At 50.3% G+C, this 21,553-nt stretch carries 17 protein-coding genes; 10 read left to right on the forward strand and 7 right to left on the reverse strand.

Annotation, left to right across the window (positions count from 1 at the left end):
• Positions 1-12 precede the first annotated feature (12 nt).
• From EKD02_RS00860 to EKD02_RS00885, 6 genes are all read left to right on the forward strand, one after another.
• On the forward strand, positions 13-1,566 hold the full coding sequence (locus EKD02_RS00860; protein WP_126383348.1) for a TolC family protein: 1,554 nt from the start codon (positions 13-15) through the stop codon (positions 1,564-1,566).
• Positions 1,567-1,594: 28 nt separating this feature from the next.
• Positions 1,595-3,775, forward strand: a complete 2,181-nt coding sequence (locus EKD02_RS00865) for an NHLP family bacteriocin export ABC transporter peptidase/permease/ATPase subunit (protein ID WP_126383350.1) — start codon at positions 1,595-1,597, stop codon at positions 3,773-3,775.
• A 7-nt stretch (positions 3,776-3,782) separates the two neighbouring features.
• Positions 3,783-6,674: an NHLP bacteriocin export ABC transporter permease/ATPase subunit gene (locus EKD02_RS00870; protein ID WP_185805672.1), complete on the forward strand. Its 2,892-nt coding sequence runs from the start codon at positions 3,783-3,785 to the stop codon at positions 6,672-6,674.
• 130 nt (positions 6,675-6,804) lie between these two features.
• Positions 6,805-8,181 carry a radical SAM/SPASM domain-containing protein gene (locus EKD02_RS00875; protein WP_185805673.1) on the forward strand — a complete coding sequence of 459 codons (1,377 nt, stop codon included), beginning with the start codon at positions 6,805-6,807 and terminating at the stop codon, positions 8,179-8,181.
• A 14-nt stretch (positions 8,182-8,195) separates the two neighbouring features.
• Positions 8,196-9,116 (forward strand): alpha/beta fold hydrolase, encoded by a 921-nt coding sequence (locus EKD02_RS00880; RefSeq protein WP_244924374.1) that lies wholly within the window; start codon positions 8,196-8,198, stop codon positions 9,114-9,116.
• 65 nt (positions 9,117-9,181) lie between these two features.
• Positions 9,182-9,364, forward strand: a complete 183-nt coding sequence (locus EKD02_RS00885) for a hypothetical protein (RefSeq protein WP_041469801.1) — start codon at positions 9,182-9,184, stop codon at positions 9,362-9,364.
• 9 nt (positions 9,365-9,373) lie between these two features.
• Here the strand turns inward: EKD02_RS00885 and argH are convergent, their stop codons facing one another.
• The 7 genes from argH to argC form a co-directional block, all read right to left on the reverse strand.
• Positions 9,374-10,759 carry an argininosuccinate lyase gene (gene argH, locus EKD02_RS00890; RefSeq protein ID WP_126383357.1) on the reverse strand — a complete coding sequence of 462 codons (1,386 nt, stop codon included), beginning with the start codon at positions 10,757-10,759 and terminating at the stop codon, positions 9,374-9,376.
• A gap of 85 nt (positions 10,760-10,844) precedes the next feature.
• Positions 10,845-12,047, reverse strand: coding sequence for an argininosuccinate synthase (locus EKD02_RS00895; protein WP_011890122.1), 1,203 nt, complete (start codon positions 12,045-12,047; stop codon positions 10,845-10,847).
• A 17-nt stretch (positions 12,048-12,064) separates the two neighbouring features.
• Complete coding sequence (locus EKD02_RS00900) at positions 12,065-12,511, reverse strand: arginine repressor (RefSeq protein WP_011890121.1); 447 nt, start codon at positions 12,509-12,511, stop codon at positions 12,065-12,067.
• Positions 12,508-13,515: an ornithine carbamoyltransferase gene (gene argF / locus EKD02_RS00905; RefSeq protein ID WP_011890120.1), complete on the reverse strand. Its 1,008-nt coding sequence runs from the start codon at positions 13,513-13,515 to the stop codon at positions 12,508-12,510. The genes EKD02_RS00900 and argF overlap by 4 nt, the downstream gene beginning before the upstream one ends.
• Positions 13,516-13,528: 13 nt before the next feature.
• The gene (gene argB / locus EKD02_RS00910) at positions 13,529-14,437 is read right to left on the reverse strand and encodes an acetylglutamate kinase (RefSeq protein ID WP_126342255.1); all 909 of its coding nucleotides are present in this window, start codon (positions 14,435-14,437) and stop codon (positions 13,529-13,531) included.
• Between the two features lie 35 nt (positions 14,438-14,472).
• Positions 14,473-15,681, reverse strand: coding sequence for a bifunctional glutamate N-acetyltransferase/amino-acid acetyltransferase ArgJ (argJ, locus tag EKD02_RS00915; protein WP_126383499.1), 1,209 nt, complete (start codon positions 15,679-15,681; stop codon positions 14,473-14,475).
• Positions 15,682-15,784: 103 nt separating this feature from the next.
• Positions 15,785-16,816 carry an N-acetyl-gamma-glutamyl-phosphate reductase gene (argC, locus tag EKD02_RS00920; protein ID WP_126383359.1) on the reverse strand — a complete coding sequence of 344 codons (1,032 nt, stop codon included), beginning with the start codon at positions 16,814-16,816 and terminating at the stop codon, positions 15,785-15,787.
• 198 nt (positions 16,817-17,014) lie between these two features.
• Between argC and EKD02_RS00925 the strand changes: the two genes are divergently transcribed.
• From EKD02_RS00925 to EKD02_RS00940, 4 genes are read left to right on the forward strand one after another with little or no spacing between them, the layout of a single operon-like run.
• Positions 17,015-17,758 (forward strand): PstS family phosphate ABC transporter substrate-binding protein, encoded by a 744-nt coding sequence (locus EKD02_RS00925; RefSeq protein ID WP_126342257.1) that lies wholly within the window; start codon positions 17,015-17,017, stop codon positions 17,756-17,758.
• A gap of 9 nt (positions 17,759-17,767) precedes the next feature.
• Entirely contained in the window at positions 17,768-19,009 is a 1,242-nt protein-coding gene (locus EKD02_RS00930; RefSeq protein ID WP_126342260.1) for a GGDEF domain-containing protein, read from the forward strand.
• A complete protein-coding gene (locus tag EKD02_RS00935; RefSeq protein WP_126383363.1) occupies positions 19,006-20,277 on the forward strand; it encodes an FtsX-like permease family protein in 1,272 nt (423 codons plus the stop codon). Before EKD02_RS00930 ends, EKD02_RS00935 begins: the two co-directional genes overlap by 4 nt.
• 2 nt (positions 20,278-20,279) lie before the next feature.
• Complete coding sequence (locus EKD02_RS00940; RefSeq protein WP_126383365.1) at positions 20,280-21,548, forward strand: ABC transporter permease; 1,269 nt, start codon at positions 20,280-20,282, stop codon at positions 21,546-21,548.
• Positions 21,549-21,553: the final 5 nt, after the last annotated feature.

The following is a 21,553-nucleotide window of genomic DNA, read 5'->3' on the forward strand; positions in this document are numbered from 1 at the left end:
TAATAGCCCATCATGACTATCACTCGTCAAGGCAGTAGATTGCGAATTGTCGTCATTACAGCCATAATCACTGTCATCGCGACACATCCAGCATCGTCCGTTGCCGTCGAAGTATTGACATTAGATGCTACGGTACGGCAGGCTCTTGCGCATGCCGGGAATCTTAGGGTCGTTCGTCAGGACCAGAAAATTGCCGACGCGGCAATGGCAGACGCGTCTATGGCATTTTCACCTTCGCTAGCCATCAGTGCAGGGTATGCCCGGACATCCATTCCTTTAGATACGCTCGGGAGCAACTCAATAGGGGGCTACCGTTCAACAAACTGGACTTCATCGTTGTCCTTAAGTCGTTTGTTTCCGCAGGGCGTTAAAACTTCAGCGTCCATTGGGCTGAATCGAATTGACGATACCTATAATTATCCGGCACTAGTCAATCAGGGTGTTGTGTCCTTAACAATAGACGTCCCGCTATTTGAAGGCTTGGGGTTCAATGAAACAAGAGCTGAACTTGCGGCATCCAAAAAGCTTTCAGAGTCTGCATGGATGGACATGTTCTATCAGGCATCTCTCACAACATATCAGGCTACAAGAGCTTTCTGGACATATTATTATGCCTGCCGCCGGCATGAGGCTGACATTGAACAGCGCAAACTAGCCCAGAATGTTCTTGAAGCCGCAGCGGCACTTGCTTCGACTGCAGAAATCTCACAATCAAAAGTTGATCAGTCAAAAGCTTATCTCAAGAAACTTGATGCGCAGATGCTGGTGTCTAAAATAGTTATTGATGACGCGAAGGCCACACTCGAGCAGGTAACTGGTGTTCGTATGTCTGATACTATTGATGCTCGAGTCAGTGCGGCTGATAGTACCCTTATCTTTTCTCTGAAAGACAGTTTAGGTGAATCAGATCTTACTCGTGCATTAGCAGTGGGGAGATCCCGGTATGATCTTCGAGCCCTAGATGCTGCCGCTGAGGCCGCACTGTATAGATTACGTGGAGCAAGGAACCGTAAAAAGCCAAGATTGGATGTTTCCGTGAATCTAGGATATACGACTCTAAATGAGGGTGCTGCCGGCAACGACTACCTTGCTGCCATCGGGAGAACATCTCCCGGTATGAATATAGGGGCACAGTTAACCTACTACTTTATGGAGGGCCAGACAGGCGATCAAGCCAACTATGCACGTAGACTGGCCGAAAGAGACCGTTATGCTATTCAGCTGGAAGATCAGAAAAACACTGTTAACTCCTCCGTATCGGCTGCGCTGTCGAGGGTTTCACATGCAATCGGAATTGTGCGTTCACAGCGACAAAGAAGAGATCTGTACAGGAAATTACGAGATATCGAATACCGAAAATTCCGGCTTGGATTAAGCTCTCTTTTTGACCTTCAGGACATCTCTGATAGCTTTTCTGATGCAGTTTCAGATCAGATTGATTCTGAATTATCGCTTGTCACTGCAATTGTAGATGTCCGCTTCACAACAGGTACGATTCTGGATGAAGATCCGGCGACCAACGAACCAGTTCTGGAAGCAGAACGCCTTATCACGCTGCCGCTATAATCATAACTGAGAAATATGAGCGTTATCTATGGGTAACAATGTTGATAAAAAAGATGTGATGACATCAAAAAGAATGCGTACACCAACTGTACTGCAGATGGAAGCTGTGGAATGCGGTGCCGCATCGCTGGCAATGATTCTTGCATACTATGGCAAGTATGTATCACTCGAACAATTACGAGATGATTGTGGCGTAACCAGGGATGGAAGTAAGGCAAGCGGAATTGTCAAGGCTGCAAGAAGCCATGGTATGCAGGCAAAAGGCTATCGGGTTGAACTTGATGGATTGGAAGGCAAGCGGCTTCCAATGATCATTTTTTGGAATTTGTACCATTTCGTTGTACTTGAAGGCTTCAAAAACGGGACTTTTTTTCTTAACGATCCGGCTGAAGGCCCCAGAAAGGTAACAGAGGTAGAGTTTAACGAGTCGTTTTCTGGCGTGATCCTCACTTTCGAACCAGGTCCTGATTTTAAAACTGCCGGGCGACCATTCAGCCTGTTCGGGGCACTAAAGAAGCGTGTCCCGGGTCTTGAATCTGCACTGGCTTATGTCATCCTGACAAGCCTGCTTCTTGTAATTCCCGGATTGGTTATCCCGACGTTTTTCCGGGTTTTTGTAGACAATGTTCTGGTCCAGCATATGACGGGATGGGTTCGTCCCATTGCCATAGGGTTGATGCTTGTTGCACTGGTACAGGCCGCTCTTACCTGGTTGAAGGAACATTACCTGCTCAAGGCTCAGACAAAAATGGCTTTGACTTCTTCGGCTAAGTTTTTCAACCATGTATTTACACTGCCTATGCGCTTTTTTTCAATGCGCATGACCGGTGACATTACCAACAGGGTACAGTTGAATGACAATGTTGCCAGTTTGGTAGCCGGAGAATTGACAAACAACGCCCTGAACGTTCTGCTGGTTGTCTTTTATGTGATTCTCATGCTCCAGTATGATATCCTCCTGACAGCTATGGCGGTGAGTGTCGCTGCCCTTAATTGGTTTGTTCTCCAGTATGTATCAAAAAGCAGGATTATCCTGAATCAGAGATTTCTGCAGGATCAAGGGAAGGTGTTCGGGGCAACCTATTTTGGTATTAAAAGCATCAATAGCATCAAGGCTACCGGGGGAGAGGCCGATTTCTTCTCCAGGTGGTCTGGATTGTTTGCAAATATGGTAAATGGTAAGCAGAAATTGCAGGTTACAACCTCGATTCTTCTTGCCATGCCTCCGCTTCTTCAATCACTCGGGAACATAACCATTCTGGGAGTAGGCGGTGCAAGAGTGATGCAGGGGGATCTTTCTATGGGAATGCTTATCGCTTTCCAGTCACTTGTTTTTGCATTTCTTTCGCCTGTCAATGAAATGGTGACTCTTGGACAGGAACTTCAAGATGCCAGAGGTGATCTCCAGCGCCTTGATGATGTGATGAACAATCCTTCTGATATCCATCTTGATAGAGCAAATAATGATGCCCGTGACTTTCCTGTCAAGCTTCAAGGACGATTAGATCTAGTTGATATAACATTCGGATATAATCGTATCGAAGATCCCCTGATAGACAAATTCACACTGCATATCGAGCCTGGTTCCAGAGTTGCCTTGGTTGGTGGCTCTGGGTCGGGTAAGTCCACTATAGCAAAGATGGTTTCCGGCCTATACAAGCCTTGGTCTGGAGACATCATGGTTGATAACCACCCGATTCAGGACGTGCCTCGAAAAGTTTTTAATGCATCCGTGACGGTAGTTAGTCAGGAAATCAGTCTGTTCGAGGGGTCCATTGCAGACAATATTTCAATGTGGGACCCTTCTGTTTCTATGCAGACCATTGTTCTTGCTGCCAAAGACGCGTGTATCCATGATGTCATCTCTTCAAGACAGGGTGGCTACAAAGCACAATTGAATGAGGGTGGTTCTAATTTCAGTGGTGGTCAGCGCCAGCGTATTGAGATTGCCCGGGCGCTAGCCGCCCATCCATCCGTTCTTATTCTTGATGAAGCAACCAGTGCGCTGGATCCTGAGACGGAGAAAGAAATCGATGAAAACATTCGTGCAAGGGGGTGTACCTGTCTGATCATTGCACACAGACTGAGTACAATAAGGGACTGTGATGAAATTGTTGCTCTTGAGCGAGGGAAGGTGGTTGAACGCGGTACTCATGAAGAGCTTATGAAACTCAACGGCTTCTATGCGGGCCTGGTTAAAGAAGGGTGATTACATAATGGGAAAGAAACTTCTGCCTGTCCGATCGGTTGCCGGCAACCAACCGCTTCTTCTGCTTCCTGATGAAAACTGGATTGTTGAAAGTGGTGTAGCCAATCTGTTTGCTGTCCCACTGGATATGGAAAAGCCGTCGGGTTCAAGGATGTTTCTCTGCAGCATCAAGACAGGGGAACTACTTCCGGGGGTGCTACTCCGTAATCGACACCCAAAGATTGGATTCCTGATTACCGGGACTCCTGAAACGACCGTTCGCAGCGTTCAGATCAAAACGGTGATTGCGGAAAAGGGTGCGGATATCCATCGTGATGTTCTCCTTGAACAACTTGACGACTGGATTAGCGATCTGTTCAGCGGTTATACCCGTCACTTTGAACATCGTGAATGTTCAAGCAAAGAGATTCTTCATCACCCATCAGGCAAGACTGACGTCGCTGCAGGGAGTAGCATCCGGCCTGATGGGGAGTTTCCTTGGTACAGGGTGGTTAAGGGATCCGGGTTGTTTAGTGGGTTAGAAAAATGGGTCATATCGCAGGGTTCGGAGTTCCCACTTCCGCCGGGTAGTTGGTTCAGTGCGACTGAAGACGTCATCATTGAGAAAGTCGATTTAGCCAATCACGATGATGAGTTGATTGATGTTGCGACAGAGTTCACCTCGCTGATATTGGACTTGCTGATTTCCTCCTATGAGGAAAGGCTGAATCAGGAGAATAAGGCAGAGGCGTTAAAAGAGTCATTCTGGACCAGCGTCTATGACAGCGCTCTTGAACGGCTTAGTGATGTCTTTTCGTTTACATCTACTGATGAAGAGGCTGATACGGAAGACGCCGGGCCTTTTCTAAACGTTTGCCGAATTATAGGAAGATATTCGGGTATTACTTTCCAAACTCCGCCGAACCAGTCTCTCAACGATTATGATGATCCGGTTGATATCCTTTGCAGGACAACAGGGGTTAGATCGCGTCAGATTGCACTAAATAAAGACTCTGTCTGGTGGTGCAATATGATTACCCCCCTCTTATGCATGCGTAAAGACGGATCGGTTCCGGTCGCTGTGATTCCTGACAAGCGCAACGGTTCAATTTTACATGATCCTACGCGAGGGGAAGTACTCCCAATGGATGGGACGGTAGCAGCAACCCTTGAGGACGTTGCCTGGATGTTTTATCCTGCGTTGCCCCATCATTCTGTTAGTGGCAAGGATCTCCTTTCATTTGCGTTGATCGGGACCAAATCAGACATTGCTCTTCTTTTCTTTCTTGGACTTGGAGCATCTTTGCTCGGGCTGCTCTCTCCGGTATTGACTGGAATCCTTTTTGATTCAATCATCCCTCAGGCCATGCATGGACAACTCATGCAACTGGTTATAATTCTTCTAGTATCAACTCTGGCTGTAGCCGGATTCAATCTGGTTCGAGAGTTTGTTGTGGTCCGGATCCAGTCACGGATGGATGTCAATGTCCAGGCGGCTATTATGGATCGCCTTCTTAAGATGCCCGGTGGTTTTTATCGACGCTACTCTTCAGGTGATCTTTCAGACCGGGTTATGGGTATCAGCGAAATCCGTGATGCGTTGGGTAGTGCGGTTGTCAACGCACTATTCAGTGGCATGTTCGGACTGACATCATTCTTACTGCTCTTTTATTATAGCTGGAAACTTGCGCTCGTAGCTCTTGGGCTATCCTTGATAATGGCGGTCGTGACTCTTGTTCTTGGCATAAGGCGCCTGGAGCCCCTTAGAGCGTGTGCGGATACTCAGGGCTCCCTATCTACGCTCCTTGGAGAGCTTCTGGGAGGGATAGGAAAAATCAGGGTGACTGGAACAGAAACACTGGCTTTTGCTCGCTGGGCAACGCTTTTTAGCAGACAGCGACAGGAGATTTTCCGTGCTGGCACGGCTCAAAACATGCTGACAGTTTTCCAGTCATCCTTTCCTGTCCTGGCAATAGCTGCCATCTATCTGTTTTCAAGTCAGATGATATCGGGAAATATGATCAATACCGGAGCCTTCATTGCGTTTGTTGCTGCATATTCTGGTTTTCAGGGGGCATTGATGCAAATGGTGATGGAGGGCCTCCAGAACATGCATATCATACCACTTTATGAGCGCTTAAAGCCGATTATTGATACACCTCCTGAAATGGACGATAACCGTGCGCATTTTGGGAAACTAAAGGGTCATATTGACTTGCAGAATGTCAATTTCTCATATGGCCCCGATCAGCCGCAGATCCTTTACGATGTCTCTCTAGAGGCAAAGCCGGGGGAGTTCATTGCGCTGGTTGGTGGATCAGGGTCCGGCAAGTCAACCCTTTTGAATATCCTCTTAGGCTTTGAAGTGGCATCTTCGGGCTCAGTATATTTCGATGGCATGGATATGGCTGATATGAACTTGCATGAACTCCGTCGTCAGGTTGGTGTAGTAATACAAAATGGCGACTTACAGCCTGGCTTTGTATTGCAGAACATCATCGGAACATCCACACTGACCATTGATGATGGTTGGGAGGCCGCCCGTCTTGCGGGGTTTGATGACGACATCAAGAACATGCCGATGGGAATGTACACCTTCATTAGTGAGGGTGGCGGCGGACTTTCGGGAGGTCAGCGCCAGCGGATGCTTATTGCGCGGGCACTTGTCAGGAAGCCCAGACTGATCTTTTTTGACGAAGCTACAAGTGCTTTGGACAACCATACACAAGCGATAGTTAGTAAAAGCTTGGAGTCCCTAAATGCAACCCGCATAGTAATTGCTCATCGCTTGAGCACAATCAGAAATGCTGACAGGATCTATTGCCTAGATAAGGGGCGAATCGTTCAATCTGGAACCTATGATGAACTGATGTCTCAAGAGGGATTTTTTAAGGAACTGGCCAGAAGGCAAATCGCATAAAGTCTATTCCGTCAGGCATGACTTTTTTTAATAAAAAAATCTTGATGTAATGATGAGATGGTCGCGATATAACACTCTCCAGAAAACGGCTAGAAATAGGTTCCTTGCCTATAACGCATTGTCTAATACTATGCTTGAGCTTGATGCCGAGCATTTTGAAATACTCTCCGGTTTGGGTGATAATGGGATGATAGGTGCTGGCCACGATAGTGAGTTCAATGCATTGCTTGAGGAATACGGGTTCATGGCTAATCCCGAGCATGAGCGGCTATCACTCATGACCATGCGCAATAAGCGCAACAGTATCGCATATGATTCAAGCAACCTTTCCCTTACCATCTGCCCAACCCTCGCATGCAACTTCACCTGTCCTTACTGTTTTGAGCATAGTCAGGGAGATATGTCGAGTATGAGCACCTCTACTCAAAACGCGTTAGTCGATTTTATCCGATCATTTGAGAATGCACGTAAACTTAATGTCGGCTGGTATGGAGGTGAACCAACCTTGGCATTTGATACTATTGTTAGTTTAAGTGCTGCATTTGAAAAACTTGATTCGATATATGAGAGCGCCGGGATGGTGACTAATGGTTATCTCTTGGACAGACGCAAGTCAGAAATGCTTAACGACTTAAAAATCAATCATGTCCAGATCACACTCGATGGGAACCGGACAACGCATGATGCGAGACGGATGCTGCGCGGTGGCCAAGGGACATTTGACGTCATTCTTCGAAATATCGAGACTCTTCTGACTTCTTCTTACAAGGGAGACTGTTCTGTGAGAGTTAATATCGACCGGACGAACAGGGATGAATTTCTTCTTCTTCACAATGAACTCACCACACGTCTAGGGAAGAGCGTCAGACTGTTTATTTATCCCGGACGGGTTGAAAATTCAGCCACTCACTCTTATGGCCAGCAGGTTGCTCTTAACACAAAAGAGTGGAGCGATTTTATTCTTGATTCCTATTGGAATGGCGGGGTACATCCAGTCAAAGGGCTGTATCCTGTATCTAGCGGGGAGTCTTTCTGCATAGCCAATTCTCAGTATGGATATGTCATTGGCCCGCAGGGAGAACTCTACAAGTGCTGGGAGGATGTTGGGCGAGATGATTTATTGGCTGGCTCAATTGCTGACCGAACCAATCTTTTCAGCCAAGATACGACTTCCCGTTATATGATCGGCACAGATCCTTACGATAATCAGGAATGTATTGACTGCTCAGTTTTCCCTATCTGCGGGGGCGGATGCGTCAATCGCAGGTTGCGATCGTTTCAGTTTGGAGAGAGCGGGCTTCCCATATGTTCACCCTATAAGGATTCCCTCCCGGAGCATTTGGAGGCGTATCATGATGCATGGCTCTCAAGAGAGGTCAAGCTGAATCTCTTGTCTGAAGTATCCGTGGTACCTAAATGGAATGGTTACCGGGTAATTCGGTCGGGAGAAACCACTGATATGGCATCAGAACCCTTGAAAAATATGATTGCAAGCAACAATAACTAACCCTGGAGGTTAACATGGTAGGGAGTTTTGATCTGATGGCTGGCGTTTCGGTAGAACCTCTTATTGCTCAAACCGAAAACGGGCCTGTGGAGTATTCATTGACCAGCTCAGATGGCCCTGTCGTCATGGTTGTGCATGGTGGCCTTGGGGGATACGATCAGGCACGGGTCATGGCTGCACGATGGATTAATGAGAACAACTTTCGCATCCTGTGCCCCTCCCGCCCCGGTTACCTTGGTACCCCGCTTGAGAGTGGCCGAAGCATGGAAGAGCAGGCCGACCTCTTCGCTTCACTTCTGGACCATCTCGGGATTGAGAAGGTGGTTGTCGTCAGTGCATCTGCAGGAGGCCCTCCAGGCTATGTTTTCGCAATGCGCCATCCCGAACGGGTATCGGCAATGATTGCCATTGATAGCGTCAGTGGTTATTACGACCTTCCGGAAAAGGTCGGCCCGGTTGCCGAAGCGCTCTTTCTCAACAGCTTTGGTCAAAAGCTAACAAGCATGATGGAAAAGATCAGTCCGGCTTCATTCCTGAAGCAGCTGTTCGTTACCGAGGCGTATTACACCAAGGAGCAGATGAAAACGCATATCGACTTTGCCCTCAATACTCCATCCGCCCTTGAATTCGTAGATGCCTTCATGAACACCATGTACCCGTACAAGCCCCGTAAGGCCGGAACGGATAATGATATGGCAATCTACAGGACCTATACCCGACTGCCATTGAGCGGCATACAATGCCCGACGCTCATCATCCATGGGACCCATGATGCCGATGTCAAGTTCTACGATGGTGTCTATGCATATGAAAGCATTGAGGGAGCAGAACGCCACTGGATCGAGTACGGTTCCCACCTAGGCTTCTGGGTCAGCCCCGGAGCGGCAGAGGCGCAGACTGTGGCCGCAGAGTTCCTGCAACGCCACTCCGGATGAAGTGCCTCATGAATGGCACGCGTGCGGTATTAAGGAATGATAGTAAGGAATGATACGAACCTGTTATGGATTCAGTCTTTGAGAGCATAAAGCGCGGCTTGGAGGAAGCCGCCGCCTATATGCAGGGGCGTGAGGAAGGCGCAAGGGCGCGCCAGTACACTTCAGAGAGCCTGCCGGGCGGCAGGCTCGAAACTGAAAGGAACTCCGGTTCCCTGCAGGAAGAATCGAGCGAAGAGTCGCTGGATTGACCCGGCCCTTCAGCCGAGCAGTTCCCGGGCCTCCCTGATCTGCCGTTCGACCGACTCGAACGAGCAGCTGCCGTGGGATTTCTTGGAGTTGATGCTGGCTTCAGGCGTCAGCGCAAGATAAATCCCTTCATCGAACACCTCCGAAAACCCTTTGTAGGTATCCAGCGGGATGTCCGGCAGGGGAGTGGAATGCTCGATGCTCCAGCTGACGATCCTGCCCGTGATGCGGTGCGCGTCACGGAAGGGGATATCCTTTTTTACCAGGTATTCTGCAATCTCCGTGGCGAGGCTGAGGTCTTTTGCTGTGAGCTCTTTGAGCCGGTCTTCCTTGAGGCGTGTGTGCTGGAGCATGCGGTTGAAGAGGGTAACGCTTGAGATGGCGGTTTCGGCACTGTCGAACAAAGGCGGCTTGTCCTCCTGCATGTCGCGGTTGTAGGAGAGGGGGAGCCCTTTCATGATGGTGAGCATGGCCATGAGGTCCCCGTAAACCCTTCCGGTTTTGCCTCTTATCAGTTCGGCGATGTCGGCGTTTTTCTTCTGCGGCATGATTGAGGAGCCGGTGGAGAATGCGTCGCTGATTTCAAGGTAACCGAATTCATAGGAGCTCCAGAGGATGATGTCTTCGCAGAAGCGCGAGAGGTGCATCATGATGATGGAGCAGGCAGAGATGAATTCAATGAGGATATCACGGTCGCTGACGGCGTCGATGCTGTTTGAGAAAATGGAGTTGAAGCCCAGCAGTTCGGCACTTCTTTCAGCGTTGAGCGGAAGGGTGCTGCCGGCAAAAGCGGCTGCGCCGAGTGGCGAAATATTCACCCTCTGCATGAGGTCGCTGAGGCGTTGACGGTCGCGCCGGAACATGTTGAAATAGGCCAGGTAGTAATGGCCTGCAGAGATGGGCTGAGCCCGCTGCAGGTGGGTGTAGCCGAAGATGATGGAGCTCTGGTAGGTGTCGGCCCTTTCAACAAGGGTTTCCATGAGTCCGGTGAGGGCGGTATGGAGTTCATTGACCTTTGCGCGCATGTAGAGGCGGGTGTCGGTAGCCACCTGGTCGTTACGGCTTCGTCCTGAGTGGAGTTTACCGGCAACGGCTCCGATTTTTTCTTTCAGCCGGTTCTCAATCACGGTGTGGATGTCTTCATCCTCCCACTGGGGAACCAGCGTTTCTGATTCAATCTCCTTTTCAATTTCACTCAGCCCTGCCGTGATCTGACGGGCATCCTCCTTTGTAATGATCCCTTCCTCACCGAGCATGGTTGCATGGGCGATGGAGCCTTGAATGTCTTCGCGGAAGAGTTTTCCGTCAACATGAACGGATGAGGAAAATTTCAGTGCGCCCTCGTCGAAGGGTTCATTGAAACGGCTCGCCCAGAGAAGTTCTTTCTTATTGCTCATGGCAGCGGGAGGTTGTATGGATGGAAAAGGGGAGTCATGGGCACGCATGCTCTTGTCTCATGCGTGCCCGTGGCTTGAATCGAAGTTATTTTGCAGGATGGACTTCGCTGTAGGTTTTCAGTCCGAGTCCATAGAGCTGGATGAACCCTTCGGCTGCCTTGTGGTCAAAGGAGTCGGCTTCGGTGTAGGTTGCCAGAGCTTCGTTGTAAAGCGAGTAGGGTGACTGGCGGCCGAGCAGGGTGACATTGCCTTTGTAGAGCTTCAGGCGGACCATGCCGGTGACGGGTTTCTGTGTATCGTCTACGAAAGCGTCGAGCGCTGTGCGCATTGGTGAGAACCAGGTGCCGTTGTAGATGATGTTTGCATAGTCCTGAGCAATGTGACGCTTATACTGGAAAACCGATTTTTCAAGGGTCAGGCGCTCGAGTTCACGGTGTGCGAAGTGCAGGACTGTGGCTGCAGGGGCTTCGTAAATTTCGCGGGACTTGATGCCGACAACGCGGTTCTCGATCATGTCGAGACGGCCGACTCCGTTCTTTGCAGCGAGTTCGTTGAGGCGGTTGATGATATCAAGACCGGCCATTTTTTTGCCGTCAACTGAAACAGGAACGCCCTGTACGAATTCAATCTCAACAACGGTCGGGGTGTCGGGGGCGTTTTCGGGGGAAGTGGTTATCTGATATGCATCCTCAGGAGGCGCTACCATCGGGTCTTCAAGCACACCGCACTCAATGCTGATGCCCCAGATGTTCTCATCAATTGAGTAGGGGCTCTTCTTTGTAACCGAGACCGGGATGTTGTGTTTGATGGCGTAGTCCATTTCCGACTCTCTTGAGGTGAACTCCCACTCACGCAGAGGGGCGAGCACTTTCATGTTCGGTGCCAGGGAGGCGAAGGTTACTTCAAAGCGGACCTGGTCGTTGCCTTTGCCTGTGCAGCCGTGAGCAAGCATGGTGCAGTTCTCTTCAAGAGCAACATCAACCATTGCCTTGGCAAGAAGTGGGCGACCCAGAGCGGTTGCAAGCGGGTAGACATCTTCGTAGAGAGCACCGGCTTTAAGGGCCCGCCAGATATAGTCTTCAACGAACTGTTTTTTCAGGTCAACGAAATGGAAGCTTGATGCTCCGGTTGAAACGGCTTTTTCTTCAAGTCCCTCTATCTCTTTCTGCTGGCCAAGGTTTCCGGTGATGGCAACAACATCTGCGCCGTATTTGTCTTTCAGCCATTTGATCATGATTGAGGTATCAAGTCCTCCGGAATAGGCAAGCGCAATTCTTTCTTTCTGCATTGTTGTGTGTTGAGTTATCAGTTTGTGGAAAGATTTTTATGAATATATGATATCAGGGCCGAAATATTCTCTACAGAATCAGGAATTACAAGAACAGTGTCGTCGCCGGCTATGGTGCCGAGAATCAGCGGGCTATGAAACTGGTCAAGCCATGAACCTACCCCGTGGGCGCGCCCGGGAAGCGTGCGGACGATGACGGAGGTTTCATTTGCAGCTACAGAGACTACCTCCATTCCTACAAGCCCCTTGATGATACGGCCTGAATGCTCCTCTGCAAAGAGAAGCCGGTACCCTGCATGTGTTTTGGAGCGGATGATGCCGAGTTCAGCGCAATCTCGTGAAAGGGTTGCCTGAGCTACCTTGACCCCCTTTTCCTTCAGGAGCCGAAGGAGATCATGCTGGTTCTCTACATGCTCCTGCTGGATGATTTCACGGATGCGCAGCTGTCTTGCAGGTTTGTTCATGCATTGATGTTTTTGGCGGCATTGTTCAGCCTGTGTGTCAAATGGAACTTCCTGTACTCGTCATGGTTCAGTAGTTTGACGAGCAGCGCTTTCTGGACATGCAGGCGGTTTTCTGCCTCGTCCATCACAATTGCCTGCGGCCCGTCCATCACCTCGGCGCTGATTTCCTCACCGCGATGGGCCGGCATGCAGTGCATTGCAACTGCAGTGGGCTTTGCCTCCTTCATCATGGCTGCGTTGATCTGGAAGGGGCGGAATGCATCAAGGCGGGCTTTCTGTTCCTCTTCCTGCCCCATGCTGGTCCATACATCGGTATAGAGAACATCAGCATCTTTGGCAGCCTCCATCGGGTCGTGCATGATGTCAATCGTACTGACGCCTTTGGCTCTGGCTTCCGCAAGCAGTCCTTCATCAGGAGTGTAGCCTTCAGGGCAGGCCAGAACGAAGTGGAAGGGGAGGAGCCCTGCAAGTTCAATCCATGAGTTGGCTACATTGTTGCCGTCGCCTACGAATACAACCTTTGTTCCCTCGTTCCACAACCCTTTTTCATACAGGGTAAATGCATCAGCCAGAATCTGGCAGGGATGGGAAAGATCGGTAAGTGCATTGACAACCGGAATCGTGGCACTTTTGGCAAGCCCTTCAATGACGGAGTGCTCATGCAGGCGCGCCACAATGGCGTCGTTGAAGCGTGAGAGCAGGAGACCAATGTCTTCAACAGATTCGCGTGAGCCAACCCCGACTGATTTTCCTTCAAGGTTCACGGCGTAGCCGCCAAGTTCATGGATCCCGACCTCAAATGAAACGCGGGTTCTGAGGGATGGCTTGTTGAAAATCATGGCCACGGTTTTTCCTCTCAGCGGCCGAAAGTCCTGCCCGCCTTCCTGGCGGATCTTTTTGATGTGGTGTGAATAGTCAAAAAGCTCAATGACTTTTGCGGCATTGAGATGGGAGAATCCGAGAAAGTCGCGCTTTGTTTTCTGTCCTGAGTTTGCCTTTTGCATGTCTGTCAGTGTCTTATTGGTTGTCGTCGTTGCCCTGTTCGGCAATGAATTGTGTTCCCACTCCTTCATGGGTGAAGATTTCAAGCAGTATGGAGTGAATGCATTTGCCATCAATCAGATGAATTTTCCCTACACCTCCGTCGAGCGTCTGGAATGCAGAGATTACCTTGGGTATCATTCCGCCTGTAATGACATGTTGTTCAATGAAATCTGCAGCCTGCGTTTTGCTGATGGTGCGCAGAATTGCGTCGTGAGCCTGAATTCCGGCAACATCGCTTACATAAATGAGCTTTTCGGCTTTAAGCGCAATAGCAATGCTGCTTGCTGCATCATCGGCGTTGATGTTGTAAACATGGCCTTCATCGTCAAACCCTATCGGGGCAATAACAGGAATAAGCCCTGCGTTGCAGAGCAGATTGATGTATGCGGTGTTGATAGCGGCAACTTCACCCACAAGTCCGAGCGTTTCGGCATTATGGCAGGGGAGTGCCTGAATGGTGTCGGCATCAAGTCCGGAGACGCCGACAGCCTTGCCGCCATGCTCACTGATGAGGCGGACGATGTCCTGATTGACCTTGCCTGCAAGGGTCATCTGGACAATAGTAATCATGTCGCTGTCGGTAACGCGCTTGCCGTGCACGAATGTAGACTTGATCCCCATTTTTTCAGCAGTCTTCGTAATGGCGTCGCCTCCGCCATGCACAAGCACAACATTGATGCCGACTTTACGAAGAAGAGTCACATTCTGCGCGAACGAGTTTTTCAGGCACTCATCCTTCATTGCAGAGCCGCCGTATTTAATGACAAAGGTCTTGCCCTCAAACTTCCGGATATAGGGCAGAGCCTCTATGAGAACCTGGCCTATTGCGGCCTGTGGGGCCTTCCTTGCCGGTGTCGTGTCATTACATGCTTGATGGTCCATTACTTTTCAATACTGATGGGTCGTTTTGGAAAAGGTCAGCTTCTGTAGCTGCCGTTGATTTCAATATACTCTTTGCTCAAGTCGCATGTCCAGACTGTGGCTTTGCCCTTTCCTGAACCCAGCTTCAGGGTAATCGCATATGATGGCTCTGCAAGTATCTCTGCGGCTTCTTCTTCAGAAAAATCCGCATTGAGATTTTGGCGGAGAACCGGAGTTTCATTGAAGAAGAGTTCGAGATCCTCTTCATGGAAGCGGGCGCCTGAACGGCCAGCTGCCGCAATAATGCGTCCCCAGTTGGCATCTTCTCCATGCAGGGCGGTTTTTACCAGACTTGACTGGGCAATTGTTCGCGCTGCAAGGGCTGCTTCATGGTCGTTTTGGGCGCCTTGTACCGTGATGGTGACCAGTTTGGTGGCACCTTCGCCGTCAATAACAATAAGGCGGGCAAGAAACTCCATCAACGCTCCAAGCGCTTCTTTGAAAAGAAGTTCGTCGTTACTGCCTTCCCTCACCTGCGGCCCTGTTCCCCCTGCAAGAATCACCGCCATGTCGTTGGTGCTGGTATCGCCGTCAACGGTAATGGCGTTGAAGCTGTGGGTGTTGGCCTGCTGCAGTGCTTCCTGAAGCAGTAAGGGTTCAATTGAAGCGTCTGTTGCCATAAAGGCAAGCATTGTAGCCATGTTGGGGCAAATCATCCCCGATCCTTTTGCTATGCCGCTTATCCTGACAGTTCCGCCAGACAAAGCAACATCAACGAAAAAGAATTTCGGGAAGGTGTCTGTTGTCATGATTGCCTCTGCCGCCAGAGTGCAGGAACGGGTGCTTTTGGTTGAAGCCAGTGTTTCGATTCCAACCGTTACTTTGTCCATAGGGAGTCGTTGGCCTATGACTCCGGTTGAGGAGACAAGTATTGACTCTTCAGGTATGCCGAATGCCCGGGCAGTTGACTGAGCCATGCTGATTGCGTCACGCATTCCCTGTTCGCCGGTAGCGGCATTGGCGTTCCCGCTGTTGCACACAATGGCTCGCATGGCAGCAGGTGATTCCGCAAGATGCTTCTTTGATACATGCACCGGAGCCGCACAGCAGAGGTTGGTTGTGAAGACACCCGCTGCAGCGCATTCATTGTCAGCAAGAAGAATCATCAGGTCGGTCCGGCCGCTGTATTTGATGCCCGCCGGCACTGAGGCCGCAGAAAACCCCTTGGGCCAGAAACCATGGGTTCCGTCCGCTTCAGGGGCCATAGGGGTTACCCCTTCGGGCCACCGGGTTTCCTGGCTGTGGCTGCGTATGACTTCAAGCGCTTTCTCTCGTTTCTTCAATTGAGTAGGCGGTAAGATTGTTTATTCAGAGAAGCCCGGTCCGTTCATCAAGGCCAAGCATAATGTTCATGTTCTGCACTGCCTGTCCGGCGGCTCCTTTCAGAAGGTTGTCTATGGCAGAAATGACAACCAGTGAGCTGCTGCGCCCGGAATCGGGAATATGGATATCACAGAAGTTGGTATGGGCCACATGGCGGACTTCAGTCATCTCATTGCGCACACGCACAAAGGGTGCGCCCTGATAGAACTCTGCATACCTGGCTCTTATTGCTTGAGCTTCTGCGGGGGAGTCGAGCGAAAGCGTGAGCGTGCTGTATATGCCCCGAACCAGTGAGCCGATCATCGGCGTAAAGGTAAATGCAAAAGAGGGATCAGTGTACGAGGTGCCGAGAGCCTGCATGATTTCTGGCGTGTGCTGGTGTTTGCCGACCTTGTAGGCGCGCACATTTTCACTCATCTCAGCAAAAGAAAGTTCGGTTTTGGAGCTCCGCCCGGCTCCTGAGAGTCCGGAAATTGCAGTACATGCCACGGAGTTGACTTTCGGCATTCCCCCTGCGCCCTTGAAGAGGGGGGCAAGAGCGAGAATGATGCTCGTAGCGTAGCATCCCGGGTTGCTCACTGTCGTGGCTGAGGCAATCTCCTCCTTGAAAAGCTCGGGCATCGCATATGTCATTACGGCTTCTGCGGGCTTTTTTGATCCGTAGAACGCTTCGTGTTCCTGAGTGCTTTTCAGCCTGAAGTCACCCGAAAGGTCAATCACCTTTTTGCCGGCTGCGGCAAGCGCAGGCACAAGGGTGTGTGCCTCTCCATGGGGAAGGGCAAGAAAATAGATGTCGCTCTGGGTCCCGCCTTCATAGGGAAGGTAGGTCATTGGGCAACCTGTTGCGGGGTACAGATCGTCTGCCCGTTTGCCGGCCTGAGAAAAGGCATACAGATGCTGCAGCTTCACGCCCTGATGGCGTTGCAGAAGGCGTGTCAGCTCTGCGCCCGAATAGCCGGATGCTCCGATGACGGAAACAGTCGGAGCTGCGCTGTCCATTGGTTTGGATGCGGTCATTGTTTTTGAATCAGCAGTGAATATTTATCCAACAAGGCGAATATATAACCCTTTTTCCTTCCATATTCAAACCTCCCGTTTCTTTTTTTTCGTCTGTCTGGCTTCATGGAAATGTTATGCCAACATCTCTTTTCTCTGTATCTTATCAAGGCTTTGAACTGCCCGTCCGGTTGCAGGAGACAGGCAAAAAGAATGACTATGCATAACCTTCTTTTGAAACCGTTTTTCATATCCCTGTTTCTGATTGCCGCGCTCTCTTCGTGCAGAAGGGGAGAAGACCCTGAAACACCCATAAGCGGAAAGCTCACACTTATTGCCGACGGCGCCGGGATCCATGCAGCTCGAATACAGGGAGAAGTTTTTTCCCGCTATTATCCAGATGCCTTCATTCAGCCTGTTCCTGCGGAGGGGAGCGTTCAGTTGCGTCGCGGCCAGGCGGCGCTGATCAGCCGGAAACCACAGCAGGACTCCCTTGCAGTTCTTCGCATAGAGCCGGTTGCCTACGACGCACTTGTTGTACTGGTTGGCATCAGAAACCCTGTAAGCGCAATGACTGTTACTGAGGTATCATCGATTTTTCAAGGGCTGCGTCCTTTTGCGGGCGAGGCGTTGGCTGAACAGGTGCGGCTTGTGTCATCAGGGCGGCAGATGGCCACACTTGTCCTCCGATCGGAATATGTTGAGTCAGCACTCCCGGATGAAGCTGAGGGTAGAGTGAAGCTCATTCCGATTTTAAAACAAGGAAAGGGTGTTTTTCCCGACCCCGAACAGATCATGAACGGAAGCTACCCTCTTGTTACCACCCTTTACTATGTATATTATCCCGGTGACGGTCTTGCCGCAGGGTTTGGCGCATGGCTCACCGATAGAGGGCAGAGCGTCTTTGCCCGCAGCGGTTTTGTTCCCCTGTCTGAGCAGTCCCGAACCATAATCCTGAACTGAACTCCCGGTATGAAGCATCTGCTCACCAGCAAAAAAATATCTCCGCTTCTTGTCATCATTATGACCGGCACAATCGGGATACTGCTTGTCATAGCCGGAACCGCGGGTTTTATCGTCTTTCAGGGGCGTTTTCTTGATAGAGTGGAAAAACAGCAACAGACCTATTTCAATCTTGTTGATTTCAGGGACAAGGTTATTGATTTTGGTGAAAAGTCTCGCGGAAAGAGCGGCCCCGAGAAGGCAAGGGAAAAAGAGGTGCTTCAATTCATGCATGACAGGCTTGCTGTTGAAATTGGCGATGCATGTCCGCGGCAGGATGAGCTGTTTCCGATTCCATCCAACGACAATAGCGAACTGCTTTCACTCCAGATGCAGACTGCCATTGATGAGGTCAGGGCTGAGTCCCGTTCTGCGGCTGAACAGCTGGTTTTTTTCAATCAGATATTTCTTTTCATCATTCTCGGGCTGCTGCTCAGTCTCAATATAGGAGCCGGCTGGCTGCTGCATTATAACTACCGGCTGACCCTTATTCCTTTGGCTCAACTTGCGCAGCGCCTGAAGCGGGTCAACAGGGACATCCCTGAAAGTATTCACGACACGGCCGAAGAGATGAAAAAGGAGCTGAATGAAACAATGCATTCGCCCGACATAACGCAGATAACGCAGTCAATCATGAGCTTCTGTGGAGACATTGAGGCAAAGAACAAGAAGCTTGACGAGATTTTCATTACCGATGAAAAGACAGGTCTGTTCAATTACCGCCACTTCAAGGAGCATCTTATCATTGATGTTGAGCGGGCCAAGCGCTTCCGCACAAGCGTTACCATTGCCATGATTGATATAGACCATTTCAAGAGGTACAATGATGCAAATGGTCATATTGCCGGCGACAGGGTTCTTGAAATACTGGCCGGGATCATCCGCAAACAGAGCCGCAGTTCCGATATTCCCTCCCGATTTGGCGGTGAAGAGTTTGCCATTCTTTTTCCAAATACCGATACCCATACAGCAAGGGAAATTTCCGACAGGCTGCGCAAAATCATCAGTGCTGAACCATTTCCTCATGAGGATGATCAGCCTACCGGAGAGCTGACAGTGAGCATCGGTATTGCAACTTTTCCTGATGACGCACCGGACTGGTATACCCTTATCAACAATGCCGACCGTGCGCTTTATGAGGCCAAGGCAAAAGGAAGAAACAATGTCGTTGCATTCCACGAACTTGGCACCAAGCTTTCGCCATTGCAATGAAGCCTGAATTCTTCATAGCCGGCAGGTTTGCCTTCATGCAGCGGTCACTCTCACGGCCAACCTTCATTGTCATGATTGCTGTTGCCGGCATTGCGCTGGGCACCGCGGCACTCATTCTTACCCTCTCGGTGGTGAATGGTTTTGCTGGAAGCATTGAGCAGAAACTGATCAGTTTCAATTCCCATATGCAGTTCCGTTATTCAGATGAACGGCTCTTTATGGAGCGCCGGAGCCAGATTGCCGGAATTCTCTCCCATCCCGACATTACCGATGCGTCCCCTTTTCTTGAAAAAGGCTGTATCCTTATGAGCAGTGGCGGAGAAAAGAGTGGCCCTGCAAAGAGTCAGCCGGTGATGGTGAAAGGTGTCACACCGGAGGCAGGGAAAGTGTTTCTTGACCGCTATCTTCACACTGAACCCTTGAGGGGAGGGGGGGCTGCTGATCATTTGGGGCTCTATCTGGGCAGGACGCTTGCAGAAAATCTTGGTTTGAAAACAGGCGATACCGTCATGCTTGTCGGCATTGATAAAGAGAGTGCGGGAGGGGGCGGCCAGGAAGGGGGGGGAAGCGTTGTTTCCATGCTCTCTTCGCTTGATATTGAGCTCGGCACTATAAAAGGTGTGTATGATACGGGGCTGCAGGAGGGATTTGATGATTTTCTTATTCTGACCGATCTTGCGGCATTGCAGGCCCGGTATGCGCCGGGACTGATCACCGGCTTTGATGCCAATACCCGAAATCTTCAGACTGTTTCCACAACAGCACAGCAGGTTGCTGCCGGACTTGGTTACCCTTTCTATGGATACACTGTTTTTGAACGCTATCAGAACATGTTCGAGTGGCTGAAACTACAGAAAAACATAACCCCTCTCCTCATTCTCACCATTACCATTGTGGCGGTTTTCAACATCATTGCCACGCTTCTCGTTCTTGTCATAGAAAAAACAAGAGAGATAGGGCTCCTCAGCGCCGTTGGCATGGTTCCCGGAAGAATCAGCAATATCTTTATGGTACAGGCTTTTCTCATTGCTTTGGCCGGTATTACAGCCGGCAATCTGCTGGCGGCAATACTGACTGTTCTGGAGCTGCACTTTCAGTTCATAACCCTTCCTGAAAAAAGCTATTTCATCACCCATGTTCCACTTTCGCTCAATCCGGCTGATTACGCCATCGTGTCGGTTTCTGTTATGTTTTTGACACTCATCTTTGCGTTTATTCCTGCACGGGTGGCCGCTGCCCTGAAACCCGGAACTGCTCTTTCTGCCTGATTATGCTGGAATTCTTTGACAGACCATCTCTCTGGATTGCTCGACGGTTCAGTTTTGCCCCAAAACGGTTCCGCATCATCAATGCAATTTCCGCCATCAGTTTTGCCGGTATCGTTATTGGCGTCTGCACGCTTCTTGTTGTCATGAGCGTTCTCAACGGCTTCCAGAAGCTCGCTTCCGACCTTTTTCTGACACTCGACAGCCCGGTGCAGATGATTTCTGAAGATTCTCCCGGTTTCATGGTCAACAGTGAGCTGCTTGAGTCCCTTCGCCGGATTGAGGGCGTGGCCTCAGCTGAACCCTATCTTGAAGGGGAGGCCGTTCTGGCAGGAAAAGGAAAGAATGAGCTGGTTACCCTGAAAGGTCTCAGCCCGTTGGCAGAGCAGCGGCTGATGAGGGTTACTGGACGCCAGACACCGCTGTTTTCAACTCCGTCCTCAATTTCGGCAGGGGAGTTTCTTGCATACCGGACCGGCTTGTACCAGAACAGTGTCGTGAACCTTTTTAGTCCGGAGTTGATCAGGATTTCGCTTGCATCCCTTTCACAGCCCTATATTCTCTCGGCACTGCGCATTGCAGAGGTCAGTGTCTCCTCCACATTTACTCTTCAGAAACTTTTTGACGACCGCTTCGTGCTTTCCTCAAACGCTCTTGCAAGAGAGGTTCTGCTCCTTGGCCGGAGCGAGTATTCAGGTATCGATATCAGGCCCCGCAAGGGTGTTTCGGAAAAGGAGCTTGCAGTGAGGCTCACTGAGTGGCAATCACTCAATCAGCAGCCCGAAGGTACCCGGTTCAGGACTCTGGCGGAAAAGTACCGTGACATATTTTCTGTCATGGAACTTGAAAAATGGGTCAGTTTTGCAGTGTTGATGCTGATTGTGCTTGTGGCTTCCCTGAGCCTGACCGGTTCACTTGCCATGACTGCCATTGACAAGAAGCGCGACCTCTTCTCGCTACGCTGCCTCGGTATGGGTTCCGGGGGGCTGATGGGGATATTCATGATGCAGGGAGGCTTGACAGGTCTTGCCGGAACAGCTGGCGGAGTGGGCCTTGCCTGGGTGATATGCCGAATGCAGGAGCTGTTCGGCCTGGTCCGGCTGCCATCCAAAAGCGCTTTTATCATAGAGGCATATCCGGTCAGTATGGAGATGGGCGATTTTCTTGCTGTTGCCTGTGCGGCAATCCTTCTTTCGCTTGCTGTCAGCATTTATCCGGCCAGAAATGCCGCTGCCATAGCCCGCAGCCAGTCCCTTGCCATGAAAAGCATCTGAAGGGG

Origin of the sequence: Chlorobium phaeovibrioides, assembly GCF_003968655.1 — a bacterium.
GTDB classification, from domain to species: domain Bacteria; phylum Bacteroidota; class Chlorobiia; order Chlorobiales; family Chlorobiaceae; genus Chlorobium; species Chlorobium phaeovibrioides.